The 25,737-nt window shown below is 64.3% G+C and carries 22 protein-coding genes; 8 read left to right on the plus strand and 14 right to left on the minus strand.

Annotated elements, in window-relative coordinates:
- Nucleotides 1-150: 150 nt before the first annotated feature.
- Both JYP46_RS09655 and JYP46_RS09660 read right to left on the minus strand, forming a co-directional pair.
- Nucleotides 151-546, minus strand: coding sequence for an AGROH133_08824 family phage infection protein (locus JYP46_RS09655; protein ID WP_113156064.1), 396 nt, complete (start codon nt 544-546; stop codon nt 151-153).
- Nucleotides 547-648: 102 nt separating this feature from the next.
- Complete coding sequence (locus tag JYP46_RS09660; RefSeq protein ID WP_206547990.1) at nt 649-2,835, minus strand: primosomal protein N'; 2,187 nt, start codon at nt 2,833-2,835, stop codon at nt 649-651.
- 107 nt (nt 2,836-2,942) lie between these two features.
- On the opposite strand from JYP46_RS09660, the gene fsa reads away from it, so the two are divergent.
- On the plus strand, nt 2,943-3,596 hold the full coding sequence (gene fsa / locus JYP46_RS09665) for a fructose-6-phosphate aldolase (RefSeq protein ID WP_206547991.1): 654 nt from the start codon (nt 2,943-2,945) through the stop codon (nt 3,594-3,596).
- Between the two features lie 718 nt (nt 3,597-4,314).
- Here fsa and JYP46_RS09670 read toward each other — a convergent pair.
- The 3 genes from JYP46_RS09670 to leuS form a co-directional block, all read right to left on the minus strand.
- The gene (locus tag JYP46_RS09670) at nt 4,315-5,226 is read right to left on the minus strand and encodes a 1-acyl-sn-glycerol-3-phosphate acyltransferase (RefSeq protein WP_206547992.1); all 912 of its coding nucleotides are present in this window, start codon (nt 5,224-5,226) and stop codon (nt 4,315-4,317) included.
- Between the two features lie 214 nt (nt 5,227-5,440).
- Nucleotides 5,441-5,986 carry an LPS assembly lipoprotein LptE gene (lptE, locus tag JYP46_RS09675; protein WP_222474035.1) on the minus strand — a complete coding sequence of 182 codons (546 nt, stop codon included), beginning with the start codon at nt 5,984-5,986 and terminating at the stop codon, nt 5,441-5,443.
- Nucleotides 5,987-6,032: 46 nt separating this feature from the next.
- Nucleotides 6,033-8,663 (minus strand): leucine--tRNA ligase, encoded by a 2,631-nt coding sequence (gene leuS / locus JYP46_RS09680; protein ID WP_206547993.1) that lies wholly within the window; start codon nt 8,661-8,663, stop codon nt 6,033-6,035.
- A 110-nt stretch (nt 8,664-8,773) separates the two neighbouring features.
- Here leuS and JYP46_RS09685 point away from each other — a divergent pair, with 110 nt between their 5' ends.
- Complete coding sequence (locus tag JYP46_RS09685) at nt 8,774-9,436, plus strand: YggS family pyridoxal phosphate-dependent enzyme (protein WP_206545699.1); 663 nt, start codon at nt 8,774-8,776, stop codon at nt 9,434-9,436.
- Nucleotides 9,437-9,556: 120 nt separating this feature from the next.
- Here the strand turns inward: JYP46_RS09685 and JYP46_RS09690 are convergent, their stop codons facing one another.
- Both JYP46_RS09690 and JYP46_RS09695 read right to left on the minus strand, forming a co-directional pair.
- The gene (locus tag JYP46_RS09690) at nt 9,557-9,940 is read right to left on the minus strand and encodes a hypothetical protein (RefSeq protein WP_113153440.1); all 384 of its coding nucleotides are present in this window, start codon (nt 9,938-9,940) and stop codon (nt 9,557-9,559) included.
- A gap of 166 nt (nt 9,941-10,106) precedes the next feature.
- Entirely contained in the window at nt 10,107-10,379 is a 273-nt protein-coding gene (locus JYP46_RS09695) for an usg protein (protein ID WP_113153441.1), read from the minus strand.
- 296 nt (nt 10,380-10,675) lie between these two features.
- Between JYP46_RS09695 and acs the strand changes: the two genes are divergently transcribed.
- Nucleotides 10,676-12,631 carry an acetate--CoA ligase gene (gene acs / locus JYP46_RS09700; protein ID WP_113153442.1) on the plus strand — a complete coding sequence of 652 codons (1,956 nt, stop codon included), beginning with the start codon at nt 10,676-10,678 and terminating at the stop codon, nt 12,629-12,631.
- Between the two features lie 601 nt (nt 12,632-13,232).
- Here the strand turns inward: acs and JYP46_RS09705 are convergent.
- Both JYP46_RS09705 and JYP46_RS09710 read right to left on the minus strand, forming a co-directional pair.
- Entirely contained in the window at nt 13,233-13,688 is a 456-nt protein-coding gene (locus tag JYP46_RS09705; RefSeq protein WP_206547994.1) for a thermonuclease family protein, read from the minus strand.
- A 40-nt stretch (nt 13,689-13,728) separates the two neighbouring features.
- The gene (locus JYP46_RS09710; RefSeq protein WP_206547995.1) at nt 13,729-13,935 is read right to left on the minus strand and encodes a DUF1674 domain-containing protein; all 207 of its coding nucleotides are present in this window, start codon (nt 13,933-13,935) and stop codon (nt 13,729-13,731) included.
- A gap of 119 nt (nt 13,936-14,054) precedes the next feature.
- On the opposite strand from JYP46_RS09710, the gene htpX reads away from it, so the two are divergent.
- The 3 genes from htpX (at nt 14,055) to JYP46_RS09725 (ending at nt 18,322) form a co-directional block, all read left to right on the plus strand.
- The gene (gene htpX, locus JYP46_RS09715) at nt 14,055-15,104 is read left to right on the plus strand and encodes a zinc metalloprotease HtpX (RefSeq protein ID WP_206547996.1); all 1,050 of its coding nucleotides are present in this window, start codon (nt 14,055-14,057) and stop codon (nt 15,102-15,104) included.
- On the plus strand, nt 15,095-16,495 hold the full coding sequence (locus JYP46_RS09720) for an RsmB/NOP family class I SAM-dependent RNA methyltransferase (RefSeq protein WP_206548106.1): 1,401 nt from the start codon (nt 15,095-15,097) through the stop codon (nt 16,493-16,495). Before htpX ends, JYP46_RS09720 begins: the two co-directional genes overlap by 10 nt.
- Nucleotides 16,496-16,600: 105 nt before the next feature.
- Nucleotides 16,601-18,322: a heparinase II/III family protein gene (locus JYP46_RS09725; RefSeq protein WP_206547997.1), complete on the plus strand. Its 1,722-nt coding sequence runs from the start codon at nt 16,601-16,603 to the stop codon at nt 18,320-18,322.
- A gap of 11 nt (nt 18,323-18,333) precedes the next feature.
- Here JYP46_RS09725 and JYP46_RS09730 read toward each other — a convergent pair whose 3' ends face one another.
- On the minus strand, nt 18,334-19,353 hold the full coding sequence (locus JYP46_RS09730; RefSeq protein ID WP_206547998.1) for an alpha/beta hydrolase family protein: 1,020 nt from the start codon (nt 19,351-19,353) through the stop codon (nt 18,334-18,336).
- Between the two features lie 332 nt (nt 19,354-19,685).
- Here JYP46_RS09730 and JYP46_RS09735 point away from each other — a divergent pair, with 332 nt between their 5' ends.
- Nucleotides 19,686-20,699 (plus strand): helix-turn-helix domain-containing protein, encoded by a 1,014-nt coding sequence (locus tag JYP46_RS09735; protein WP_236042158.1) that lies wholly within the window; start codon nt 19,686-19,688, stop codon nt 20,697-20,699.
- Here JYP46_RS09735 and JYP46_RS09740 read toward each other — a convergent pair.
- The 3 genes from JYP46_RS09740 to JYP46_RS09750 form a co-directional block, all read right to left on the minus strand.
- The gene (locus tag JYP46_RS09740) at nt 20,690-21,313 is read right to left on the minus strand and encodes a LysE family translocator (protein WP_206547999.1); all 624 of its coding nucleotides are present in this window, start codon (nt 21,311-21,313) and stop codon (nt 20,690-20,692) included. The genes JYP46_RS09735 and JYP46_RS09740 overlap by 10 nt on opposite strands.
- A 1-nt stretch (nt 21,314) precedes the next feature.
- Nucleotides 21,315-21,767, minus strand: a complete 453-nt coding sequence (locus JYP46_RS09745; protein ID WP_206548000.1) for an Lrp/AsnC family transcriptional regulator — start codon at nt 21,765-21,767, stop codon at nt 21,315-21,317.
- A 266-nt stretch (nt 21,768-22,033) separates the two neighbouring features.
- Nucleotides 22,034-22,459 (minus strand): GNAT family N-acetyltransferase, encoded by a 426-nt coding sequence (locus JYP46_RS09750; RefSeq protein ID WP_206548001.1) that lies wholly within the window; start codon nt 22,457-22,459, stop codon nt 22,034-22,036.
- Between the two features lie 141 nt (nt 22,460-22,600).
- On the opposite strand from JYP46_RS09750, the gene purH reads away from it, so the two are divergent.
- On the plus strand, nt 22,601-24,217 hold the full coding sequence (gene purH, locus JYP46_RS09755) for a bifunctional phosphoribosylaminoimidazolecarboxamide formyltransferase/IMP cyclohydrolase (RefSeq protein WP_206548002.1): 1,617 nt from the start codon (nt 22,601-22,603) through the stop codon (nt 24,215-24,217).
- A gap of 115 nt (nt 24,218-24,332) precedes the next feature.
- On the opposite strand, the gene JYP46_RS09760 is transcribed toward purH, so the two are convergent.
- Nucleotides 24,333-25,733, minus strand: coding sequence for an MFS transporter (locus JYP46_RS09760; protein WP_206548003.1), 1,401 nt, complete (start codon nt 25,731-25,733; stop codon nt 24,333-24,335).
- Nucleotides 25,734-25,737 lie beyond the last annotated feature (4 nt).

Raw genomic sequence — 25,737 nt, forward strand, 5'->3', positions numbered from 1 at the left:
TGATTGAATTTTTCCCCTCGCAAAAAGACATAGGACATGCCTTCCTGCTGAAAGCCGATTGCCGTCTAGCACAGGCTTCCGAGAGTCGCAACACGCATAGACCCCGCCATAACGGTTGCTTTGTCGCAGTTTCGACGCATTTTTATTCCGTCAGGCCACGAATCCCATGACAAATGCCAGCGGAAGCACCGCCAGAACGAGCGACAGAACAAGAAACACCCAGCTGTAGAGAGCCTTCGCTCCATCCGACAGCATCGAGATCACGCAGCCGAAGACCGACACGGTCCAGGCCGCACCAAGCGCCAGATAGATGAAGGGCTGCGCCAGCATCATCGCCGCCAGTCCGAAGCCGATATAGAAACCGCCAATGATGGCGCGCGGCACCACAAGCATCTCGGTGCGTTCCGCCGCCGGCTGCAGCCTGAAAAGCTTCAGCGCCAGCCGCGGCATGAACATCACGAACAGGCCGATGAGAATCGTCACCGCCGCTGCAGACCATGCCAGCCATTCGCCCTGGGTTACCGGCCAGGGAAAGGACAACGCCATCAGAACCTCCTTGGTTGTGTTGCAGGCAAACATGCCCGCGTCGCGCTTTCGGCCCTCTTAAACCGTATTGCGGTCACAGCGGCATAGCAGCGATGCCACACTTCACAGGAAACTCTGCGGATCGATGTCCACCTGCACACGCACGGAGCCGCGCGGCTTCGGGCCGGCCTTCAAAAGGTCGCGCAGAAAACCCTGAATGTCCGAGCGGCGCGCGCCATGCACAAGAAGCCGGAACCGATGCCGCCCCGCCACCACGGCAAGCGGCGCTTCGGCCGGTCCCAGCACATCGATTTCCGGGGCCTGTGGCGCTGCGCGGCGCAGGCCGCGCGCGTGGCCTTCGGCCTCCATGCGCGTTGCCGCACTCACGATGATGGCGGCCAGACGCCCGAAAGGCGGCAGGCCCGCGCGCTCGCGCTCGGCGGTCTCGCGGTCGTAAAACGCCTCCGCATCCCCCGTCACGATGGCCCGCATCACCGGGTGTTCCGGCTGATAGGTCTGGAGAAGGCCAAGGCTCTTTCGCCCCGTGCGCCCGGCGCGGCCGGTCACCTGCGCCAGAAGCTGGAATGTGCGCTCGGCCGCACGCGGATCGCCATTGGCAAGCCCCAGATCCGCATCCACCACGCCCACCAGCGTCATGCCGGGGAAGTTGTGTCCCTTGGCCACGAGCTGCGTGCCGATGATGATGTCCGCCTCGCCCTTCTCGATGGCCTCCAGTTCCAGCCGCAGCCGCTTCACGCCGCCCATCATGTCTGACGACAGCATGATGGTGCGCGCGTCCGGGAAAAGCCGGTCAACCTCTTCGGTGATGCGCTCCACGCCCGGCCCGCAGGCAACCAGATGATCGAGCGTTCCGCATTCCGGACAGGCTTCCGGGCGCGGTTCGTTATAGCCGCAGTGATGGCAGACGAGCTGCCCGCGAAAACGGTGCTCCACCAGCCAGCTCGAACAGTCGGGGCACTGGAAGCGATGGCCGCACACCCGGCAAAGCGTCAGCGGCGCATAACCGCGCCGGTTCAAAAACAGCAGGGACTGCTCGCCGCGCGCCAGCGTCTTCTTCATCTCCTCGATGAGAACCGGCGAGAGAAAGCCGCCACGCTCGGGCGCGGCCTTGCGCATGTCCACCGTGGCGAGGTCCGGCAGGGCCGCATCTGCAAAGCGCGACGACAGGACGATGCGCTCATAACGCCCCTGATTGGCGTTGACCCGGCTTTCCAGCGATGGCGTTGCCGAGGCCAGCACCACGGGAAACCCGCCGATATGGCCGCGCACCACGCCCATGTCGCGCGCATTGTAGAAGACCCGGTCTTCCTGCTTGTAGGCCGGGTCGTGCTCTTCATCGATCACGATCAGGCCGAGCTCGCGAAACGGCAGGAAAAGCGCCGAACGCGCCCCCGCCACCACCCGCAGCTGCCCTTCGGCCACCTGCCGCCAGACACGCTCGCGTTTCTTTGGCGCAAGGTCGGAGTGCCATTCGGCAGGCTTTGCGCCGAATCGGTTGTGGAAGCGCTCCAGAAAGGCCTGCGTAAGCGCGATCTCGGGAATGAGGATCAGCACCTGCTTGCCGCGCTCCAGCGCCGCCGCCACCGCCTCGAAATAGACTTCCGTCTTACCCGAGCCCGTCACACCGTCGATCAGCGTCACGCTGAAAGCGTCGGTCCCGGCCTTTTCCCGCAGGCGCGCGGCGGCTTCCGCCTGGCCATCGGTCAGGGTCGCGCGCCCGAAGGTCGGGTCGGGTGCAGCCACCAGCGGGCGCGGCGGGATCGAAACCGTCTCGAACACGCCCTGCGAACGCAAGCCTTCAATCACGCTGGAGGAAACGCCTGCCGCATGGGCAAGCCCGGCCCGCGTCCAGGCCTGGCCGTCGCCGGCCATTTCCATCACGCGTTCGCGCGCCGCCGTCAGCCGGTCAGGCCCCATCCCGTCGACGAGCCGCAGCCCCTCGGTCGGCGGCTCGGGGTCAAACGCCGCCGGCGCGCGCAACAGCATGCGCGCCACCATGCCGGGCGGCGAAAGCGTGTAGCTTGCCACCCAGTCGACGAAACGGCGCATCTCTTCGGAGATCGGCGGGCAGTCGAAAACCGCGCTGATGGCCCTCAGCCTCTTGGCGGCCACCGCCTCGCCCGGCCCATCCCACACGATGCCGGCCACCTCGCGCGGCCCCAGCGGCACGCGCACGATGGAGCCCGGCTCCACGCGCATGTCTTCCGGCACCGCATAGGAGTAAGGCCGCTCGGCGGGCATCGGCACCATGACCGGCACGACGGTGCTCATTGGCGAATCTTTTGTCATCGGGCGTGACCTTGCCCTGTTCTTGCATTAGAGCAAAGACCGAACATGTGGAGGATGTCGTCGCATCCTCTCAATCCCGGCCTTCCGACTGCCTTAAGGAGTTTGCCATGAAGTTCTTCGTCGACACCGCCGACGTAAACGAAATCCGTGAGTTGAGCGAAACGGGTCTGCTCGACGGCGTCACCACCAACCCGTCGCTGATCATGAAGTCGGGCCGCGACATCATGGAAGTGACCAAGGAAATCTGCGGCATCGTCGATGGTCCGGTTTCCGCCGAAGTCACCGCGACGGATTTCGAAGGCATGATGAAAGAGGCCGAAATCCTCTCCAAGATCGCAGACAATATCTGCATCAAGGTGCCGCTCACCATGGACGGCCTCAAGGCCTGTAAGGCGATCACCTCTTCGGGCCGCCTCGTCAATGTCACGCTCTGCTTCTCGGCAAACCAGGCGCTGCTCGCCGCCAAGGCCGGCGCAACCTTCATCTCGCCCTTCATCGGTCGTCTCGACGACATGGGCATCGATGGCATGGACCTGATCGCCGAGATCCGCACGATCTACGATAATTACGGCTTCAACACCGAGATCCTCGCTGCATCGATCCGCACCGTGAACCACGTGAAGCAGGCCGCCCTGATCGGCTCCGACGTGGCAACCGTGCCGCCGTCCGTTCTCAAGGCGCTGGTCAAGCACCCGCTCACCGACAAGGGCCTCGAAGCCTTCCTCGCCGACTGGGCGAAGACCGGCCAGAAGATCGGCTGAGGCTTCTCACGCTCAAAACATCGGTGCAGGAAAATCACCGGCATCGAAGCCCCTTCTCCCCGCAAGCGGGGAGAAGGTGAGGATGAGGGGCGAGCGCCAGCGCCAGCAGCAGGCGCGCCCTTCCTCTCCGAAAACTGATTTCTACCATCGCACGCCCCTCGGCATGCGTCTCGCCAACCGTGGCCGCTAACCTTCAAAGGTCGCGTGCGGGTCTTCGCGAAGCCGGTGCACGGTGTGCTCCTGAAGGCGCACGACCATATCCGCCGGCTCCCCCTCACCCAGCGCATCCGGCCCTTCTTGTTCAGAAGCTCATGGAACAGCGTCATGTCGCGCAGTTCGGTGGAATAGCGCGGCAGTAGATGGAACCTAAAGTACCCCCCGGTGCAAGTCTTGCACCGACACAGGCGCCCCCTTCTCCCCGCCCGCGGGGAGAAGGTGAGGATGAGGGGCCGGTGCCAGCGCCAGCAGCAGGCGCGCCCTTCCTCTCCGAAAACTGTTTTCTGGAGCATTTTGCAGTCAGGTGATCTCACCTGACGTCCGCACAAATGCGGAAAAAACGATAAATTGAGCAGAGCGACGTTTCCGTGAAACGGTGAACCGCTCGAACGTCGCACGCCCCTCATCCCCCTGCCGGGACCTTCTCCCCGTTCACGGGGAGAAGGGGGCTGTCACGATGTTCAGCACGCCCCTCGGCATGCGTCTCGCCAACCTTCGGCCACTAACCTTCAAAGGTCGCGTGCGGATCTTCGCGCAGCCGGTGCACCGTGTGCTCCTGAAGGCGCGCGGCCATATCCGCCGGCTCCCCCTCACCCAGCGCATCCGGCATGATCGGCTTGCCGATCACCATGTTGATCGCCCGGCCCTTCTTGTTCAGAAGCTCATGGAACAGCGTCATGTCGCGCAGTTCGGTGGAATAGCGCGACAGAAGATAGAACAGGCCCGAATTGCGCGCCGTCATGTTCATCGGCACAACCGGCACCTGATAGCGGCGCGCCAGCGCAACGACTGAAGGCTGCCACGGGCGCTCGGTGAGCTTGTCCCTGTTCCAGTAGGCAATGCGCCCGGACGGGAACAGAACGATGGCCTTGCCGCCGGTGAAGGCCTTGGCCGTCATCTCCAGCGTGTCACGGCTCTTGGCGTGGGATTTTTCGCCCGCGCGCCATTCCACCGGAATGATGAGATCGCGGAACCGCGTGTTGACCCGCAGCGCATCGCGGTTGGCGAAGATCGCGAGATCCGGCCGCACGCCCTTCATCAGATCATAGACGGCGATGCCGTCGGCGATGCCGGTCGGGTGATTCGGCGCGAGAATGAAACCGCCCTTTGCGGGGATGTTCTCCATCCCGCTCGCCGAAATCTCCAGCGACAGGAGCCTGCTGATGTAATCGAAGGATTCCCAGCCGGAGAGTTCCGCCACTTCGTCAGCCATCACCACCGCCTGGCGGTAGTGCAGGAAGCGGTAGAGGAATGGCTGCGCCAGCGGCCACAGCATGTTCTGCGAAAGATGGGTGGTGCGCTCGGCGATCAGCTGATCGACCACATGCGGGTCTTCGGGCGCGTGAACATCACGGCCCAGAACGCGGTTCCCCAGAACCGCGGCCACAGACGTCAGCGTCGTGTGCAGAGCCATGGACGAAGCGCTCCCTGAAGCATCTCGGTTCCTGTCATGACCGTCATCCCGCTCCTTCGTCTTACCCGAAGAGGATCTCTCACGGAAACTGGGCAACATTCAGAGATCACGCCTCGCAGGCTGTTTCACCGAATACTGTGACGACGCAATGACACGAACGCAAGAATGGGCTCCGTGGTTGCAACGATACCGCGAACATGCCGCCGGGTCGCGTTTACGATCCGGCCCCGGCGCGCGCCAGGTCCTGTCCGAGCGCCAGACGCAGCTGCTCGGCCAGCTCGCGGGCCGCACGGTCCTCGGCATTGCGCGCAGCGCGCAGTGCCGCAAACTCCTGACGCGGCACGTCATAGGCGGAAGAAATCTCACGCTTTCCGGTCGCGACAACCTTTCCGGTCTCGCCATCGGTCAGCTTGTAGACGGCGGTCATGGTGAGAAGGCTGGCGGTGGGCTCGTTGTCGGTGCGCACCTGAACGCGGGCCGCTGCAGAGCTCGAACGCGTGATCTTGAGATCAAGCGCGTAGCGCGCACTGGCCGGCTGCCCGGCTCCGCCGTTAAGCAGGAAAATCAGATGGTTGCGGACCTGCTGCCCGTAGCGCGTGTCCACCGGCGCGATGGCGATGGACGACATCGCCGGCGATGAGGCAACGCCGCTCGACGTTACGTCCGGCGTCGCCATAAGGGGGCGCACCGTGCAGCCAGACGCCACGGCTAAAGACAAAGCCAGGCCGGCCAGAAGCGAAACACGAAACGTCGGGTTCAAGGTTTCCCCCTGTTTTCCAAACAGCATAAATCCAGGCCCCGCAGCATCAGGCAACGATGTTGACGATGCGCTGCGGAACGACAATCACCTTGCGCGGCTGCGAACCGTTCAGCGCCTTCTTGACGAAATCGAGTTTGAGCGCCGCATCTTCGACCGCAGATTGATCTGCGTCGCGCGCAATTGTCAAATCACCGCGCTTCTTGCCGTTGATCTGCACGGGCAGAACGATTTCATTGTCCACGACCAGCGCCGGATCGAATTCCGGCCAGGCGCTCGCGGCAACCATGCCTTCGCCGCCAATCTGCGCCCAGCACTCTTCGGCCAGGTGCGGCATGAAGGGGGCAACCAGATGGATCAGGATGTCGACAGCCTCGCGCGCTGCGGCCTTCGCGGCCTCGTCGGCGCCGGCGTCAAGTGCGGAAAGCGGCTCCTGCAGATCGTTGACGAGCTGGTGGACACGCGCGATGGCGCGGTTGAAGGCCAGCTTCTCGATGTCCTCGCCCACGGCCTTGAGCGCCTTGTGCGCCGCCTTGGACGCAGCAAGAACCGGTCCGTCGGTTGCCGCCTTCGGCGTCACGCCGCGCACATGTTCCGCCGTTTCGCAGACCAGACGCCAGACGCGCTGCACGAAGCGGTGTGCGCCCGTCGCGCCGTCGTCGGTCCATTCCACGTCGCGCTCGGGCGGCGAATCCGACAGCATGAACCAGCGCGCCGTGTCCGCGCCGAAGGACTCGATGATGTCCTCGGGGCTCACCGTGTTCTTCTTGGACTTCGACATCTTTTCCAGCGCGCCGATCGTCGCCGGCTCGCCGGTCGAGATCTCGACAGCCGAACGCGCATCGCCCGAACCGGAGAATTCGATCTCGTTGGGAGCCAGCCAGCGGCCATCGGCGGCACGGTAGGTCTCGTGCACCACCATGCCCTGCGTGAACAGCCCCTTGAAGGGCTCCGCCAGGCTCAGATGACCGGTGTCGCGCATGGCGCGGGTGAAGAAGCGCGAATAGAGCAGATGCAGGATCGCATGCTCGATGCCGCCGATATACTGATCGACCGGCAGCCATTCATTGGCCGCTTCCGGGTTGGTCGGGTCATTCTCCCACGGCGCGGTGAAGCGCGCGAAGTACCAGGACGAATCGACGAACGTGTCCATCGTGTCCGTCTCGCGCCGCGCGTCCGAGCCGCATTTCGGGCATTTGACATGCTTCCAGGTCGGGTGACGGTCAAGCGGGTTGCCGGGACGGTCGAACTCGATGTCGTCGGGCAGCTTGACCGGCATGTCGGCCTTCGGCACCGGCACCACACCGCAATCGTCGCAGTGGATCATCGGGATCGGGCAGCCCCAGTAACGCTGGCGCGAAACGCCCCAGTCGCGCAGGCGGAAGTTCACCTTGCGCTCGCCCACCGGGCGGCCATTGATCGTCTCGGAGGAGAGGCGGTTGGCCACTTCCTCAAACGCCGCCTTCGGCTTCATGCCGTCGAGGAAGCGCGAGTTGATCATCACGCCATCATCGGTGAAGGCTTCCTCGGTGATCTGGAAAGTCGCGGCATCCGCGCCCTCCGGCATCACCACCGGCGTCACCGGCAGGCCGTATTTGTTGGCGAAGTCCAAATCGCGCTGGTCGCCCGACGGACAGCCGAAGATCGCGCCCGTGCCGTAGTCCATCAGCACGAAATTGGCGACATAAACCGGCAGCGTCCATTCCGGATCGAAGGGATGACGCACGCGCACGCCCGTGTCGAAGCCCTTCTTCTCGGCCGTTTCCAGCGCCGCTGCCGAAGTGCCCATGCGGCGGCACTCTTCGCAGAATGCGGCGAGCTCGGCATTGTCGGCGGAAAGCGTCTTTGCAAGCGGGTGATCGGCAGCAATCGCCATGAAGGATGCGCCAAACAGCGTGTCGGGCCGGGTCGTGTAGACCTCCAGCTCGTTCGTGCCCTCGTTCATGCCCCCGGGCGCGCTCTCTTCCGTCAGCGCCCAGCGGACCAGCATGCCCTCGGAACGGCCGATCCAGTTGCGCTGCATCAGGCGCACCTTCTCCGGCCACTGGTCCAGATCGTCGATGGCGTCGACCAGATCCTGCGCGTAATCGGTGATCTTGAAGAACCACTGCGCCAGCTCGCGCTGCTCGACTTCCGCGCCCGAACGCCAGCCGCGACCGTCGATCACCTGCTCATTGGCGAGCACGGTCTGATCCACCGGGTCCCAGTTGACCTTGGAGGTCTTGCGCATCACCAGGCCCTTTTCGAAGAAGTCGACGAACAGCATCTGCTGGCGGTGGTAGTAGTCCACGTCGCAGGTGGCGAACTCACGGCTCCAGTCCAGCGACAGGCCGAAGGTCTTGAGCTGATCGCGCATCACCGCAATGTTCTGATAGGTCCACTCCTTGGGGTGCACCTTGTTCTGCATCGCGGCGTTTTCCGCCGGCATGCCGAAGGCGTCCCAGCCCATCGGGTGCAGAACATTGTAGCCCTTGGCGCGCTTGTAGCGCGCAACCACGTCGCCCATCGTGTAGTTGCGGGTATGACCGATGTGAATGCGGCCCGAGGGATAGGGAAACATCTCGAGCACGTAGTATTTCGGACGCCCGTCATCATTGCTGGCCTCGAACAGCTTGGCCTCGTCCCAGGCCTTCTGCCAGCGGGGTTCTGCTACGCGGGGGTTATAACGTTCGGTTGCCATGGCCGGATTTTCACAAGATAAGAGCGGAAATTATGTTGGCGGACCTTCACCATGGTTTCGGCGAACCGTCAACTCCAAGAGGCCTTTTTGAAAGAGGGATCAGCGACAGGATGAGCCACGCCGTCGAAAATCTGCAGGACGTCAAAGCGAAGATCGCCGCCGCCGAAAAGGCCGCAGACCGCGCTCCGGGCGCGGTCACGCTGGTCGCCGTTTCCAAGACTTTCGAGGCCGATCAGGTGCGTCCGGTCATCGAAGCCGGCCAGCGCGTTTTCGGCGAAAACCGTGTTCAGGAAGCCCAGGGCAAATGGCCCGCGCTGAAGGAAGCCTTCCCCGACATCGAGCTTCGCCTGATCGGCCCGCTCCAGTCCAACAAGGCCGCCGACGCCGTCGCCCTGTTCGATGTGATCGAGAGCGTCGATCGCGAAAAGATCGCCCGCGCGCTTGCCGCCGAGATCAAGAAGCAGGGCAAAGCCCCGCGTCTTTATGTCCAGGTCAATACGGGGCTTGAAGAACAGAAGGCCGGCATAGATCCACGCCAGACCGTCACCTTCGTCAAACATTGCCGCGAGGAATACGGCCTCGCCATCGAAGGGCTCATGTGCATTCCGCCCTTTGACGAGCACCCCGGCCCGCATTTCGCGCTGCTCAGGAAGCTCGCAGCCGAAGCCGGCGTCGAGAAATGCTCCATGGGCATGTCCGGCGATTACGAGAAGGCCGTTGCCTTCGGCGCGACCAGCGTGCGCGTGGGATCGGCGATCTTCGGCGCACGCTAAAGCAATTCCAGGAAAAGTGGGAACCGGTTTTCCGTCCGGAATTGCGCAAGAACAGTGAACTGGAACGTTCTCGCAATTCCAGGAAAAGTGAGAACGCTCTAGACCTGCGTCTTCCGCCCATCACCCGCCGGAGGTCGCACGGCCCGTCGAGCGCGCCACGATTATCAGGAACAGAAGCGCGGAAAGCAGAACGAGGGTCGCGCCTGCCTTGGCGAGGCCTTCGCCGGCATTCATGATCGCCATCGCAATGCCCGGCACCATGATGATCACGCCCACTTCAGCGAGGATCACCTGCACCCCGGCCAGCCGGCTTTCGGCCGCCGTCGGCACGAGCGTGTAGAACGTTCCGTAAAGCGCGATGCTCGCCCAGCCCACCAGGTTGAGGTGCCCATGGGCCGGCGACAGGGTGTGATCCCCGGACGCCGCCATATAGATGCCGAAACTCATTCCGAGCACGGCGTAAAGAGCCGCCGTCACCCAGCAGATTCTTGCAAGTGTTTTCATGTCTTTGCCCAATCTGCGCAGGCCGCGACACTGTTCGCGCCCTGCGCGTTTCCCCCCGCGTTGTTTTTGCGGATCACAAATTTACGCCCCACGGGAGGTGGGTGAAAAGATCATCAAAAAGGCGTAGTTCCTACGGGCCCGGCACCTCAGCCATGGGCCTTACGCCTCAGTGCAGAACCAGCTCTCCCGCCAGGCTGCGCCATTCGCTCGGCGAAATCAGCTTCCTGTGCGTGTAGGTCACCGAGTGAAGCGGCCCGTCGAGGGTCTCGTTCCAGAAGTCGATGAACCGGTAGAGCGCGGGAAAGTCCGGCGCGGTGTCGTAGTGTTGCCAGATGAAACTCTGCAATATCGTCGGGTGGTCCGGCAGGTGGTAGAGAAACTCCGCCGTCGTCAGCCCATAGCCCCGGAGCATCAGCTCCATTTCGCCCGTTTGCTGCATGTGCTGCCTTTCCGAATCAGGTTCCGGATCAAAAAAGTGTCGGGCTAAAACCGGCGACCGTCCAGTTGAAAGCGCTCACGCAGACGTAAATTTATCGTGTTATTACATATTGTTAGCAGCCTTTCGGAATCGGTGCTAACGGCCTGGACCATGCGTTCTTTCGCCGCCGCACCCGTGCCGCCAAATGTCTAATGTTGTAGCAACAGGCAGAATGGTAATAATGCGCGCGAGCCAGGAGCCTCCGCGTCGCATGACGCGATTCCAGTCCCAGCAAGTGCCTACCCGGAGGAGGAAAAATGTCCGAAGTGCATGTTCACCGCGTCCAGCCAGCGTGGAAGGAAAACGCGCTCATCGACAATGAGACGTATCTCGAATGGTATGAGAACAGCATCAAGGACCCGGAGAAGTTCTGGGAAAAGCACGGCAAGCGCATCGACTGGTTCACGCCTTACACCAAGGTGAAGAACACCTCGTTCGAGGGCGACGTGTCGATCAAGTGGTTCGAGGATGGCGTCACCAACGTCTCCTACAACTGCATCGACCGCCATCTGGAAAAGCGCGGCGACCAGACCGCCATCATCTGGGAAGGCGACAACCCCTACGACGACAGGAAGATCACCTATCGCGAGCTGCACGACAGGGTCTGCCGGCTCGCCAATGTGATGAAGTCGAACGGCGTCAAGAAGGGTGACCGCGTCACCATCTACATGCCGATGATCCCGGAAGCGGCCTATGCGATGCTCGCCTGCACGCGCATCGGCGCGGTTCACTCGGTGGTGTTCGGCGGCTTCTCGCCCGATTCGCTCGCCGGCCGCATTGAGGACTGCAAGTCCGATTTCGTCATCACCGCCGATGAGGGCCTGCGCGGCGGCCGCAAGGTTCCGCTGAAGGAAAACACCGACAAGGCCATCGCGCTTGCCGAAGCAGCCGGAGCGAAGGTGCGTCACGTGCTGGTCGTGCAGCGCACCGCCGGCAAGATCAACTGGTTCGAGGGCCGCGACCTCTGGTACCACGAGGAAACCGCGAAGGCGGAGCCCGTGTGCGAACCGGAGAAGATGAACGCCGAAGATCCGCTGTTCATCCTCTACACCTCCGGCTCCACCGGCAAGCCGAAGGGCGTTCTGCACACCACGGGCGGCTATCTCGTCTACGCCTCGATGACGCATGAATATGTGTTCGACTATCACGAGGGCGACGTCTACTGGTGCACGGCCGATGTGGGCTGGGTCACGGGCCACAGCTACATCGTCTACGGTCCACTCGCCAACGGCGCCGTCACGCTGATGTTCGAGGGCGTGCCGAACTATCCGGACGCATCCCGCTTCTGGCAGGTGGTCGACAAGCACAACGTCAACATCTTCTACACCGCCCCCACCGCGATCCGCGCGCTGATGGGCGCCGGCGACGACTTTGTCACCCGCACCTCGCGCAGCTCCCTGCGCATTCTCGGTTCGGTCGGCGAGCCGATCAATCCGGAAGCATGGGAGTGGTATTACAACGTGGTCGGCGAGAAGAAGTCGCCCATCGTCGATACCTGGTGGCAGACGGAGACCGGCGGCATTCTCATCACGCCGCTGCCCGGCGCAACGGATCTCAAGCCCGGCTCGGCCACCCGCCCCTTCTTCGGCGTGCAGCCGCAGCTCGTCGATGGCGAGGGCAAGGTGCTCGAAGGCGCGACCAGCGGCAATCTGTGCATCACGGATTCCTGGCCCGGCCAGATGCGCTCGGTCTATGGCGATCATGAGCGCTTCATCCAGACCTACTTCTCCACCTACAAGGGCAAGTATTTCACGGGTGACGGCTGCCGCCGCGACGAGGACGGCTTTTACTGGATCACCGGCCGCGTCGATGACGTGATCAACGTGTCCGGCCACCGCATGGGCACGGCCGAGGTCGAATCCGCGCTGGTCAGCCACGACAAGGTGTCGGAAGCCGCCGTCGTCGGTTACCCGCACGATGTGAAGGGTCAGGGCATCTACTGCTACATCACGCTGATGGCCGGCGAAGAGGGTTCCGAGGAGCTCAAGAAAGAGCTGGTTGCGCATGTACGCAGCGAGATCGGCCCGATCGCCTCGCCGGACAAGATCCAGTTCTCGCCGGGCCTGCCGAAGACCCGCTCGGGCAAGATCATGCGCCGCATCCTGCGCAAGATCGCCGAGGACGATTACGGCGCGCTGGGCGACACCTCGACGCTCGCCGATCCGGCCGTGGTCGACGATCTGATCGACAACCGTCAGAACAAGAAGGGCTGACGCCCTGCCCGGAGCCGGAAGCGGCTCCCGGGCGCATACAAACGGACTTTGGGCAGAACGCCGCGCATTCACCCGAATGCGCGGCGTTTTCTTTGCCCCTTGCACGAGGCGGCATCCATCTCCACATTGTGTGTATCGTCAACGAACCGAAAGGGGGTGATCCAATGTCGAGTGATTTCCGTTCAAACGTGGTCTCGATGGATTGCCTTCACGGGGAGCAGACTTCCCGCTGAAGCGCATGAAACGCGGACGGCCTGCTTCGGCAGCCTGACCATGACCGCGTGCGAATTCGAAAACACGGGGCCGTTCCTTCGGGAGCGGCCTTTTGTTTTTTGGGTATGGGTTCCCTGTCTGAAAGGAAGGCGCTCGCCCCTCATCCCCCTGCCGGGACCTTCTCCCCGCCAGCGGGGAGAAGGACGCCATGCTCGAGCGTCGAACCCGAATCGGCCTTAAACTCCAAGTTTGAATCAGGTCCTTTGTGCCTCCACATGAACGCACAACGACCCAGGAAGAAGACGCAGGCTTAAACGCCCCCTTCTCCCCGTGCACGGGGAGAAGGTGAGGATGAGGGGCGAGCGCCGACGCTTCAAAACCCGCCCCATCAGCAGACAAACGAAACCCGCCGGCCACCGCCATAGGCAGCCACCAGCTGCGCATCGAGCAGCCGCGCGGCCACATCGCCACCCGGCTCCGTCGCGACATCGGCCAGAACCCGCCCGTAATATTTGCCGCCGCTGATGGCGCTGATCCACACCGTTCCGCCATCCAGAAGCACTTGAAGCGCAGCCTTCGCCTGGCGGGCCGCCGCCTTCTCGGCGGCGCATCGGCTGCGAAGCTCCGGCGCGTCGACGCCGCGAATGCGCACACTCACCGTGATGCGCTGCCCCGGCCATATATGCGCCTCGGCGATGAAGGTGTCGCCGTCAACAACGCGCAGAACGCTCGCCCGCACGGGGCCGGGTATCGCCTCTCTGCGCCCGGCAAGCGCAGCCGTCTGCCCGCTCCAGAAGAGCGCGAGCAAGACAATGACCATGCATTTCAGGCGAGACCGGATCATGGAAGGAATATATTCCTTCATTAGGATCCGGGCAACCCTGTCAGAAATCGGTGGCGATGCCCTTCACTTCCCAGTCGCCGTAGCGCGCCGGGTCATGGCCGCCGCGCCCGCCCAGCTCCTTCGGAGCCTTTGCGGCAGCAGCCTCGATGTTCTTCCGGCGCGCCTCGGCTTCCGCCAGCGCGCGCTCGGCTGCCGGCGAGAGAACCTTTGCCGACGCATCTTCTTTTCGGTCCGTTTCGTCTTTCACCGCAACTTCCTCTCGAAAACCGGATTATTGAATACACGAAGCGCGTTCCCCATCATATAAGCGATTGGTCGCGCGGTCGAAAATGCCCGGCGCGGCCTGTTTCTGGAGCTTGGACAACAATGAACACGATACGCACCGCGATGCTCTTGGCCTTCATGACGGCCCTTTTCATGGGCGTGGGCTATCTGATCGGAGGCAGTGGCGGCATGATGATCGCCTTCCTGTTTGCCGCCGGCATGAATCTGTTCAGCTACTGGAATTCCGACAAGATGGTGCTCAAAATGCACCACGCCGTCGAAGTGGACGAGCGCAACGCCCCGGAATATTACGCCATCGTGCGCGATCTGGCGGCCCGCGCCGACCTTCCCATGCCGCGCGTCTACCTGATCAAGAACGACCAGCCCAACGCGTTTGCCACCGGCCGCAACCCGCAGAATGCCGCTGTCGCAGCCACCACCGGCCTGCTCGACCGGCTGAGCTATGAAGAGGTCGCCGGCGTGATGGCGCACGAGCTCGCCCATGTGCAGAACCGCGACACGCTGACCATGACGATCACGGCGACGCTGGCCGGCGCGATCTCCATGCTCGGCAATTTCGCCTTCTTCTTCGGCGGCAACCGCGACAACAACAATCCGCTCGGCTTCATTGGCGTGCTCGTTGCAATGATCGTCGCTCCGCTCGCCGCCATGATGGTGCAGATGGCCATCAGCCGCACCCGCGAATATTCGGCCGACCGGCGCGGCGCGGAGATCTGCGGCAACCCGCTGTGGCTCGCCTCCGCGCTCGACAAGATCGCCCGGCGCACCAAACAGGTGGTCAATCAGGACGCCGAGCGCAATCCCGCCACCGCACACATGTTCATCATCAACCCGCTGTCGGGCGAGCGCATGGACAATCTGTTCTCCACCCACCCCGACACGGACAACCGCATCGCGGCCCTCTACGCCATGGCGGAGGAACCCCGTGGCGGCGGGCGGCAGGCCTGGCCTTCCGCCCCACAGCGCGATCCCGCACCTGAAGAGGATGCGAACCACGGCCCGTGGGGGGCAAGACCGGGGGCGAGACCGGACGCACGGCCAGACGAACCGCCTCAGCGACCAAAGCCCGCCCCAAAGCCCCAGCAGAAATGGGGCCGTGACGCCGATGGATCGAAAGGCCCCTGGTCGTGAGCCGCCCGAACGCACGCCGCACGGCCGGGAAGAAGCCCGCCGGTCAGAACCGCCCAGTAAACCAAGAGCCTGATAAGCCCGGCCTTGAAACGCGCCGCGTGGCGACAAAGCTGCTCGCCGCCGTCGTGGATGCCCACGCCTCGCTCGACGGGCTTACCGACCCGGCCCATGGCCAGCCCAATTTCCGCGCGCTTGATGCGCGCGACCGCTCGCTGGTGCGCGCCATCCTGATGAGCGCCCTGCGCCATCGCAGCACCATCGAGGCCCTGCTCGCGCGCCGTCTGGAGCGCCCCCTGCCGGCCAATGCCCGCGCGCTCTCTCACGCGCTGCATGTGGCGGCAGCACAGATCCTGTTTCTCGACGTGCCCGACAGCGCCGCCGTCGACCTCGCCGTCACCCAGGCGAAGAGCGACCCGCGCCTTGCCCGCTTTGCCGGTCTCGTCAATGGCGTGCTGCGTAATCTGATCCGCGTGAAGGCGCGCGCACTGCCCGCCGCCCTCGACCAGACGCGTGAAGCGCCGGACTGGTTTGCCGGGCGGCTGGAAGCGGCCTATGGCGCGGAGACCACCGCCGCCATTCTCGCCATGCATCGCGTTGAGCCGCCGGTGGACTTTACCGTCAAGGAAGACCCGCAGCGCTGGGCCGAGGCGCTGGGCGGCATCGTGCTGCCCACGGGCACCGTGCGGATCGCCCGGCTCGAGGCCGGCGTCGACACGCTTCCGGGCTTCGAGGAGGGCGCGTGGTGGGTGCAGGACACGGCTGCCAGCCTGCCCGCAAAGCTGCTCGGCGACATCGCCGGCGCGCGCGTGGCGGATCTCTGCGCCGCCCCCGGCGGCAAGACCGCGCAGCTCATCCATGCCGGCGCAGACGTCACCGCCGTCGACCTGTCGAAGAGCCGCCTGAAGCGGCTTGCCGAGAACCTGACGCGGCTTCGCCTCGATGCTGAGATCGTCGAGTCCGACATCCGCAAGTTCCAGCCGGACACGCCCTTCGACGCCATCCTCATCGACGCCCCCTGCTCGTCCACCGGCACGGTGCGCCGCCACCCGGATGTGCCGTGGACCAAGTCGCCTGAAGACATCGAGAAGCTCGCCGCCCTGCAGCGCGCCCTGCTCGACCATGCCGTGACGCTGGTGAAACCCGGCGGGCGGATCGTGTTTTCCAACTGCTCGCTCGACCGGGCCGAAGGCGAGGACATGCTTGAAGCCTTCCTGGCCGAAACGCCGGACGTGGCGCTCGATCCCATCCAGCCTGACGAAGCGCCCGGCATCGCCGCCTTCGTCACGCCCGAAGGCTTCCTGCGCACCACGCCCGCCGACACGCTCGGCGAGGATCCGCTGGCGCGGGGGCTCGACGGCTTCTTCGCTGCGCGCCTCATTCGCCAGCGCTGAGCCGGCCCTGCCATCTGTGCGTCCTGATATATTTCAACTTCGCACAAATCTTTGAATCATTTAGACTCTCGCCTGATTTGGGGTCACAGAAAGAAAACTCGGTCGTTGGATCAAGCACGAGGACATTCCCCCCACGAGCTGTGGGGCCTTGTTGCGCGGCAGGCGTGGGCGCGCCTGCGCCGCCGCTTGCGCGCGGGTCCGACCTATCGCTGGCGCTATTCCGGCCGCACGCCCGAGCGGGTGCTGATCGCCCCGCCTGATCTGCGCATCGCAGACCCGCAGGTGGCGCGCGACATCTATCACGGCCAGTTCCTGCTCGCCGGCCAGCTGGTCGAAACACGCGGCCAGTCGCCGTTCCGCGTTCCCGTCACCGACCGCCCCTGGCAGGAGGCCCTGCACAGCTTCCGCTGGCTGCGCCACATGCGCGCCGCCCAGAGCGAGCTGGCCTCTGCCAATGCCCGCGCGCTGGTGGAAGAGTGGATGACGCTCTACGGCAAACGCATCTCCGGCACACCATGGGAGCCCGGCACCACGGCCAAGCGTCTCATCGCCTGGCTACAGCATTCCTCGGTGGTGCTGCAGGGAGCGGAGCTGCCCTTCTATCGCCAGTTCCTGAAAATGCTCGCCGTGCAGATGCGCTATCTGCGCACCAACACCCGCGAGATGCCCGATGGCGAAGACCGGCTGCGCGCCCGCATCGCGCTCGCCTTCTGCGCCCTTTCGCTGCCGGCCCCCGCCGCCGCGGTCAAGACAGCCAGCCGCAATCTCGCCCAGGAGCTCGAACGCCAGATCCTCGCCGATGGTGGCCATGTATCGCGCAATCCGCGCGCCATCATGGAGCTTCTGACCGACCTGTTGCCGCTCCGGCAAACCTACACCAATCAGGCCGAGCAGCCGCCGCAGGCGCTCATCGACGCCGTGGAGCGCATGCTGCCGGCGCTGCGCTTCTTTCGCCACCGTGACGGCTCGCTCGCCCGTTTCAACGGCATGGGCATCACCCAGCACGACAGCGTCGCCGCCATCCTGCGCTATGACGACACCGGCGGCGCGCCGCTCCTGCATGCACCCCATTCGGGCTATGAGCGGCTGGCGCTCGGCGCCACCACGGTTATCGCCGACACGGCCGCTCCGCCACCGGCAGACCTCTCCCATTTCGCCCATGCGGGCTGCCTCTCCTTCGAGATGTCGTCGGGCCGGCATCAGTTCGTGGTCAACAGCGGCATCGACAATTACGGCGATGACAGCTACCGCCCGCTTGCCCGCACCACGGCGGCCCATTCCACCGTCACGCTCAACGACACATCGCAGGCCCGCTTCAGCCTCTCCTCGCGCTGGAGCGAGCTGATCGGCACGCCGCTCATCGGCGGCCCGCGCAAGGTCGAATGCCAGCGCGACGACGCCAATGGCGTCCACCGCTTCACCGCCAGCCACAATGGCTATGTCTCGCGCTTCGGCCTCCTGCATGAGCGCGCCCTCTCCCTTTCCGAAGACGGCGCATTTCTCGAAGGCGTCGACCGCGTCATGCGCCCGGACGGCTCGCCGTCCACGGCTGTCGGAAACGATGCCGTGGCCGTGCGCTTCCACATCCACCCCGACATCGACATCTACCGCGATCCCGAAGGCCGCCACATCCTCGCCGGCGAGGCGACCGACACCTGGCTCTTCACGGTCGAGAACATCGTTCCCGTGGTCGAGGAATCGATCTTCTTCGCCGGCCTTGGCGGCCCCCGCAAGAGCCGCCAGATCGTGCTCTACACCGCGGCTTCCGAGAACCCGGAAATCCGCTGGCAACTGCGCAAGACACACGCCATCAACGGCAACAGCTAGATCAGGCCGGCTCAAAGCCCGGCAAACGCCGCGATCTCCTCGACAATCGCCTCGTGAACCGCCGCCCGGTCTGCGCCGTCCGGGTCGTCACACACCGGGTCGTCCTTCTCCTCGGCCAGCATTGCCGCCCCTTCCGGCTTGCACTTCGCGAGGAAGGTGAAGTGATGCGCCGGCGCAATCGTCTTCAACACGGCAGAGGGCAGCTTTCCGGCAAGATCGCTCCCGTCCGGCCCCACATCCGCAGCCTTGAACAGATGGGCCTCACCAAGATTGATGAGCAGCACCGGCATGTCGGTCCCCGCAATGCTCTCAGGCGTCGCCGCATAGGTCATGCCCGGATCGATGGCGATGGCCCGTCCGATGCGCTCATCACGCAGCTGCGCGCCAAAGCCCTCCGGCAGTGCATTCAGATCGACACCGCCTTTGGAGAAGAACACACAGTCCTGACCACCATCACCAATCCAGGCGCAATAGTCGGCAAACGCATCAGGATCGAAGCGCAGCCCGGCAAGGTTCAGCGCCGTAGCCCCGCCCAGCGAAAAACCCAGCGATGCGATGCGGGACCGGTCCACGTGATCAACAAAAGCCGGCTCATCAAACAGCGCATCCAGCGCGGCGCTCAGATCGGCCGCCCGCTCATCGAGCCGCACCGAGCGGCGTGGCGAGGAATCGCCCGACGTGCTGCCCGGGTGGTTCACCGCCAGCACCATCGCGCCGCGCAGGGCAAGCGCTGAGGAAAGCCACGAGATGGCGTCCATATTGCCGCCCGAGCCATGGGACAGCACGAACAGCGGAAACCGCCCTTCCGCCACCCCCGCACCCACATAGGCGGACGTGCCCTGAAACACGGCATTGTCGCCCACCAGCCCGCGATAGGTCGGCGTGCCCGCCGGATACCACACCGAAGCCGCCAGAACCGACGGGCGGTGATCCGCCTTCACGGTCAGTCGATCATAGCCGGCAAACGGCTGGGCCAAGGCCGCGCCCGTCAGACCCATGCCAATGAGAAAAGCAGAAAGCAGTTTTTTCATATCCGTCATCCTTTCATCTGGATGACGCCAATCTGCCCGGGCCACCGGCAATCCGCGTCCTTGAACCGGTTTCAGGTCGCGCCAAACCGAATTTCGCACCATGGGTTCTGGATGCCGTGCGTGGTTCGACAAGCTCACCATGAGGGATGGCATTGGTTGTGCCCCCCTCAACGGAAGCTCTTTGCAAAGCACCACTTCCCTCATGGTGAGCTTGTCGAACCACGCACAACGTCAACGCAGTGGAAACCCGGAGACCACTTTTTGATCCGATGCTTCGGCGGATATTGCCACCGGCCGGTGGCGATGCCACAACCCAAGCCCTTGCAGGAAACATGCAGACACCGCCCATGCTGGTTCTTCCCATTCCGATGATCGTCGCGCTCGTGCTCGGTGCGCTCCTCATCCGGATCGCCATTTCCGGCGAGCGCCCGCCATTCCTGATGGCGCTTCTTGCGGCCTGCGCACTGCAGAGCCTCATCGTTTCGCTGCGCCAGCATTACGGCATAGACGCACTCCTGCCCCTTCAGCCCGTCACCGCCACCTTCGTGCCGCCGCTCACATGGCTGGCATTCCAGACGGCCTCGTTCCGGCCATTCTCGCTGCCGCGCGATCTCGTGCATCTGACGGCGCCGGCCTTCGCCGCCTTCTGCGTCATCTTTGCGCCCGGCACGCTGGACGTTGTGGTGCCGGGCGTCTTCGTTCTTTACGGGGTCGCCATTCTGGTGAAGCTGCGCCGCAGTGGCGACGACCTGCCTCTGGCGCGGCTTGAGGCCGGTCGCCTGCCGGCCCGGCTCTGGGGCGGCATCGGCCTCGCTCTCATCCTGTCCGCGCTCAGCGACGCGCTCATTGCGCTCGCCGTCATGACCGGCCAGAGCTGGCTGCCGCCGCTCATCATCAGCGTCTTCTCGTCAGCCGCCCTGCTCGCCATCGGCCTGTTGAGCGTGTCGCCCAGCGCCACCGGCGAGCCAGAGCCGGAAACCATGGCCGAGCCCCCGCATCCAAGCGAAGAAGACGCCCATCTCGTCCAGCGGCTCGACGCGCTGCTTCAGTCCGAAACGCTCTATCTCGATCCCGCACTCACACTTGCGCGGCTCGCCCGACGGCTCCACGTGCCGGTCAAGCAGCTCTCTTCGGCCATCAATCTGGTGAGTGGAGAGAACGTCTCGCGCTACATCAACGCGCACCGCATTCATCATGCCTGCCGCGCGCTGGAGGATGGCGCGAATGTCACCGACGCCATGCTCTCAAGCGGCTTCAACACCAAGTCCAATTTCAATCGTGAATTCCGGCGCATCACCGGCACGACGCCAAGCGAATGGAAGCCCGGCACCGCCGGTCAGAGATAGGCGAGCGCCACCGACCCGATTGCGAAAGCGGCGAACGCCAGAAGGATCACGCCGGAGATGCGCGACACCCAGCGCGACAGGCTGTCCGGCAGCCGCGTGCGCGCCAGCGCCACCCCGCCGCTCAGAATGCACCACCAGAGCAACGAGCCGAGGAAGACGCCCACAACCACCACCAGCGCATCGGCGGGATGCGGAGAATCCGCCAGCCCGAGCCCGGCAAACATCGCCGCAAAGGCCAGAATGGTCATCGGATTGGTGATCGTCAGGAAAAAGGTCGCGGCAGCCGTACCGGCGAGATCGCTCGCCCGCGCCTCCGCTGCGGCCCGAACAGGCGCAGGCGACAGGCTCTTCCAGCCCAGCCAGGCGAGAAACGCCCCGCCGACAAGCTTGAGCGGCACATCCACGACCGCCAGCGCGGCCGCGAAGGCCGCAAACCCGATGGCCGCCAGCGCGGCATAGACGGCATCGGCCAGCGCCGTGCCCAGCCCGCCGGCAACACCGGCCCACAGGCCATGCTCCAGCGTCCTGTTCACGCACAGGGCGCCAATCGGTCCAAGGGGCGCTGCCACGGCCAGCCCGAGCAGCAGGCTTTTGCCGAACAGCAGCGTGTCCATTTCAGGGCTTCTCGACCGGTGCGAAGGAGCCGGGCTCCACGGTCGACAGTGCGACGACAGACTCGCTGCGCGCCAGATAGCCATGCTTCTTCATGTCGTCCAGCACGCTCTCCACATCGGCCAGCTCCGGCACCCGCGCCTTGATGAGATAGGACCACGGCCCCGTCACATGGTGGCATTCCTCCACCGCCTTGTGCGCGGAGGCAAAGATCCGGAAGGCCTCTTCATTGACGTTCTGAACCAGCGACACCCAGATGAAGACCAGAACCGGGCAGCCAAGCGCGTCAGGATCGGCGTCCACCGTGAATCGCCGGATCACGCCGCTCGCGGTCAGCCGGCGGATGCGCTCATTGACCGCCGATGCGGAAAGCCCCACCACGCCGCCAATATCGGCAAGCGAGCGCCGGGCGTCTTCGGCGAGAAGAGTCACGATTTTACGGTCGATCTGATCCATGTCAGGCCCTGATCCTGAGAAACAAACTCAATACCGTATATTTTATCGCAAAATAAATTGCAATATGCAAAATATGCAGCTTTCAGAGTTTATGCCGCATAATTTGCGGTTCTGCGTCACTTCTCACGAACAGGCCGTCATGCTTGCCTTTGGCAAAACGGCAGCGCGTTTCTTTTTGCCACAGCCAAAGGCGCGGGTCGAGCGCCACCGCGTGCAGCGTCCATGCCCGGCTTCAGGGCAGGAGAACCATTTCTGCGACCAGCGGTCTACCGCTCCCGACCGTGCCAGAACGCATCGCTGATCCGGTTCATGCCGATGCGCTCGTAGAAGCCCACCGCATCCGGCACGGAAGCCAGCATCAGGCTCACCTCCGGGCCGAGTTCGCGGCGGGTCGCATCGATCAGCCCCTGGCCGATGCCAAGCCCCTGCGCCTTCGAAGAAACCGCGAGGTCGGAAAGATAGGCGCACCACGAAAAGTCCGTCACCGAGCGAGCCACGCCCACCAGCGGCTTTCCTTCCACATTGCGCCGCGCCGTCATCACCAGACCAGCGCCCGCAATCATGCGCTGAAGCCGCGCCTCGTCATCCACCGGGCGGATCGCATCCAGACCGGACTCGCGCAGCACCTGGGCAAACTCGGACACCGGTAAATCCGGCTCGCAGGCGTAAAGAACAGCGGGTTTCTCCATCATGACGCGCAGCAATGCCGTTTTGCCCCGACAATGCAACCCGTTTCAGTGGCAAAAGCGCCCCGCAACCCGCGCCACGCTTGATTTGCATGCCGCCTGCCGGTACGTCCCCAGCATCCTTTCCCAAAGCCGGAGCCGCCTCGCATGTCCGTTGCAGCAAAGAACATTCCCGCACCCGATCTCGTTCCCGTCCGCCGTGCGCTCCTGTCCGTTTCCGACAAGAGCGGCATCGTCGATTTCGCCCGCGCGCTTTCGGGCCGCAATGTCGAGATCGTCTCCACCGGCGGCACATCCAAAACACTCGCCGGCGAAGGCATCGCCGTGCGCGACGTTTCGGAGCTGACCGGCTTTCCCGAGATCATGGACGGGCGCGTGAAGACGCTGCATCCGGGCGTTCATGGCGGCCTGCTCGGCATTCGCGACGATGCGGACCATGCGAGCGCGATGAAAGAGCACGACATCGCGCCCATCGACCTTCTGGTCATCAATCTCTATCCGTTCGAAGAGGTGCGTTTCGGCGGTGGCGATTATGCAACCACGGTCGAGAACATCGACATCGGCGGCCCGGCCATGCTGCGCGCGGCAGCCAAGAACCACGCCTATGTGGCCGTGGTCACGGAGCCGGCAGACTATGCCCGCATCCTTGAGGCCCTGGCCGAAAACGATGGCGCACTGCCCTACCGCCTGCGTCAGGAACTGGCCGCCAAGGCCTTTGCCCGCACCGCAGCCTATGATGCGGCCATCTCCGGCTGGTTTGCTGAAACGCTCGAGGTCGACGCACCGGATTTCCGCGCTGTCGGCGGCAGGCTCAAGGAAGTGATGCGCTACGGCGAGAATCCGCACCAGAAGGCAGGCTTCTACGTCACCGGCGAAAGCCGCCCCGGCGTCGCCACCGCGACCCAGCTTCAGGGCAAGCAGCTTTCCTACAACAACATCAACGACACGGACGCCGCCTTCGAACTCGTCTCCGAGTTCTCGCCGGAGCGCTCCGCCGCCGTCGCCATCATCAAGCATGCCAATCCGTGTGGCGTGGCCGAGGGCGCGACGCTGCGCGAAGCCTATGAGAAGGCGCTCGCCTGCGACCCCGTCTCCGCATTCGGCGGCATCGTGGCGCTCAACCGCCCGCTCGACGCGGAAGCGGCCACCGAGATCGTCAAGATCTTCACCGAAGTCATCATCGCGCCCGACGCGACAGAAGAGGCGCGCGCCATCGTCGCCGCCAAGAAGAACCTGCGCCTGCTCGTCACCGGCGGCCTTGCCGACCCGCGCGCACCCGGCCTTTCCGTCAAGACCGTGGCCGGCGGCGTTCTGGTCCAGTCGCGCGACAATGGCGTGGTCGATGATCTCGACCTCAAGGTCGTGACCAAGCGCGCGCCGAGCGAGAAGGAAATGGCCGACCTCATCGTCGCCTTCCGCATCGCCAAGCACGTCAAGTCGAACGCCATCGTCTATGTCCGCGACGGCGCGACCGTGGGTGTTGGCGCCGGCCAGATGAGCCGTGTCGATTCCGCCCGCATCGCCGCCCGCAAGGCGGAAGATGCAGCCGAAGCTGCCGGCAATGCAGAGCCGCTGACCAAGGGATCGGTCGTCGCTTCAGACGCCTTCTTCCCCTTCGCCGACGGACTTCTGTCGGCCGTTGAGGCCGGCGCCACCGCCGTCATCCAGCCGGGCGGCTCCATGCGCGACGACGAAGTGATCGCCGCCGCCGACGAGCATGGCATTGCCATGGTCATGACCGGCATGCGCCACTTCCGCCACTAGAGCAATTCCAGGAAAAGTGGGAACCGGTTTTCCGTCCGGAATTGCGCAAATGCAATAAGCTAGAGCGTTTTCGCAATTCCAGGAAAAGCGGGAACGCTACGCCTGAACAGACAGATCAGGAGGCATCCGCCTCCTGATGCCTGCTCTTCACGAAGGGCACCAGCACAAGGCCGATGAGGAACAGCGCCAGGATCGGCGTCACGCCGAGACGCTGTGCATCCTCATTCGAAAAGCCGAAACTCTCCGAAGCGAAATAGCCCGTCGCAATGGCGATGGCGAACGGCCCGATAAAGGCCGTGGCCTTGCCCGAAAGGGCATAGAGCCCGAAGGCTTCCGTCACCCGCTCGCGCGGCACCTGGTCCACCAGAAGCGTGCGCGACGCCGCCTGTATCGAACCGCCCGCAGCCCCGATGAACGCACCCGCCACGAAGAAGGCGATGTCCGGCAGGCTGCTTGCCCCGCCGCCGCTGATCGGCATGAACAGGAGCTCGTCGCGCGTGGTGGAGATCACCAGAAGCGCGCACAGCGTCAGCACCACGATGGAGATGCTCACCACGAGTTTCGGCCCGAAACGCCGGTCCATCCGCCCGCCGAGCCACGCGCCCAGCGCGCCCGTCACATTGGCGAGAATGCCGAACAGGCCGATCTGCGTGATCGACCAGGACAGCACGCCCGCCGCATAGATGCCGCCAAAGGCATAGAGCGCGTTGAGCGCATCGCGGTAGAACATGGATGACAGGAGGAAGCTGAAATAGCTGCGCTGTCCCGGCAGCCGCTTCAGCGTGCCGCCCAGCCGCTTCATCCCCTCGCGGATCGCTCCCGTCGCTGCCCTGCGGCGCGGCGCGTCCGGCGTGAACAGGAACATCGGCAGCACGAACAGCGCATACCACAGGGCCGTCAGCGGCCCCGCCGCGCGGTCGCCCTCATGCGTCGCCGCATCAAGGCCGAAGATCGGCTCAAAGCCGAGCAGCGTGCGGCCCGTGTCCGGCTGCGCCGCCATGAAGCCAAGCACCAGCACCAGCGACAGAAGCCCGCCAATATAGCCAAGCCCCCAGGCCGAGCCCGAAAGCCGGCCAAGCTCGGAGCGCGGCACAAGGTCCGGCATCATCGCATTGTTGAAGACGGCGGCGAATTCCATGCCGAACACGGCCAGCGCGACACCCATGAGAATGAGCGTGACATGCCCGCCGCCCGGCGTGGCGAACCACAGCGAGGCGCAGGCGATAATGCCGATCAGCGAGAACACGAAGATCCACGGCTTGCGCGGCCCCGTCGCATCGGCAATCGCGCCAAGAATGGGCGAGGAAAGCGCAATCGTGAGACCGCCGATCCCCGTCGCCAGCCCCCACAGCTCCTGTCCGCGCGCCGCATCCGGCGCCACGGAGGCGGCGAAATAGGGCGCAAAGACGAAGGTGATGATGAGGGTATGAAAGGGCTGCTGCGCCCAGTCGAACAGCATCCAGCCCCAGATGCCACGGCGGGGCACAGCCCTGTGCTCCGCCTCTGGCCGGTTCATAACC

Source organism: Nitratireductor aquimarinus (genome assembly GCF_017255295.1).
Taxonomy (GTDB): domain Bacteria; phylum Pseudomonadota; class Alphaproteobacteria; order Rhizobiales; family Rhizobiaceae; genus Nitratireductor; species Nitratireductor aquimarinus.

What these genes read in the sequence shown, in the direction of transcription:
- htpX (WP_206547996.1), top strand. Translation starts at nt 14,055, where the DNA reads ATGAACACGATACGCACCGCGATGCTCTTGGCCTTCATGACGGCCCTT.
- JYP46_RS09660 (WP_206547990.1), bottom strand. Translation starts at nt 2,835, where the DNA reads ATGACAAAAGATTCGCCAATGAGCACCGTCGTGCCGGTCATGGTGCCG.
- leuS (WP_206547993.1), bottom strand. Translation starts at nt 8,663, where the DNA reads ATGGCAACCGAACGTTATAACCCCCGCGTAGCAGAACCCCGCTGGCAG.
- JYP46_RS09705 (WP_206547994.1), bottom strand. Translation starts at nt 13,688, where the DNA reads ATGATCCGGTCTCGCCTGAAATGCATGGTCATTGTCTTGCTCGCGCTC.
- JYP46_RS09745 (WP_206548000.1), bottom strand. Translation starts at nt 21,767, where the DNA reads ATGGATCAGATCGACCGTAAAATCGTGACTCTTCTCGCCGAAGACGCC.
- purH (WP_206548002.1), top strand. Translation starts at nt 22,601, where the DNA reads ATGTCCGTTGCAGCAAAGAACATTCCCGCACCCGATCTCGTTCCCGTC.
- fsa (WP_206547991.1), top strand. Translation starts at nt 2,943, where the DNA reads ATGAAGTTCTTCGTCGACACCGCCGACGTAAACGAAATCCGTGAGTTG.
- JYP46_RS09735 (WP_236042158.1), top strand. Translation starts at nt 19,686, where the DNA reads ATGCAGACACCGCCCATGCTGGTTCTTCCCATTCCGATGATCGTCGCG.
- JYP46_RS09730 (WP_206547998.1), bottom strand. Translation starts at nt 19,353, where the DNA reads ATGAAAAAACTGCTTTCTGCTTTTCTCATTGGCATGGGTCTGACGGGC.
- JYP46_RS09695 (WP_113153441.1), bottom strand. Translation starts at nt 10,379, where the DNA reads ATGCAGCAAACGGGCGAAATGGAGCTGATGCTCCGGGGCTATGGGCTG.
- JYP46_RS09750 (WP_206548001.1), bottom strand. Translation starts at nt 22,459, where the DNA reads ATGATGGAGAAACCCGCTGTTCTTTACGCCTGCGAGCCGGATTTACCG.
- JYP46_RS09740 (WP_206547999.1), bottom strand. Translation starts at nt 21,313, where the DNA reads ATGGACACGCTGCTGTTCGGCAAAAGCCTGCTGCTCGGGCTGGCCGTG.
- JYP46_RS09760 (WP_206548003.1), bottom strand. Translation starts at nt 25,733, where the DNA reads ATGAACCGGCCAGAGGCGGAGCACAGGGCTGTGCCCCGCCGTGGCATC.
- JYP46_RS09670 (WP_206547992.1), bottom strand. Translation starts at nt 5,226, where the DNA reads ATGGCTCTGCACACGACGCTGACGTCTGTGGCCGCGGTTCTGGGGAAC.
- JYP46_RS09685 (WP_206545699.1), top strand. Translation starts at nt 8,774, where the DNA reads ATGAGCCACGCCGTCGAAAATCTGCAGGACGTCAAAGCGAAGATCGCC.
- acs (WP_113153442.1), top strand. Translation starts at nt 10,676, where the DNA reads ATGTCCGAAGTGCATGTTCACCGCGTCCAGCCAGCGTGGAAGGAAAAC.
- JYP46_RS09655 (WP_113156064.1), bottom strand. Translation starts at nt 546, where the DNA reads ATGGCGTTGTCCTTTCCCTGGCCGGTAACCCAGGGCGAATGGCTGGCA.
- JYP46_RS09690 (WP_113153440.1), bottom strand. Translation starts at nt 9,940, where the DNA reads ATGAAAACACTTGCAAGAATCTGCTGGGTGACGGCGGCTCTTTACGCC.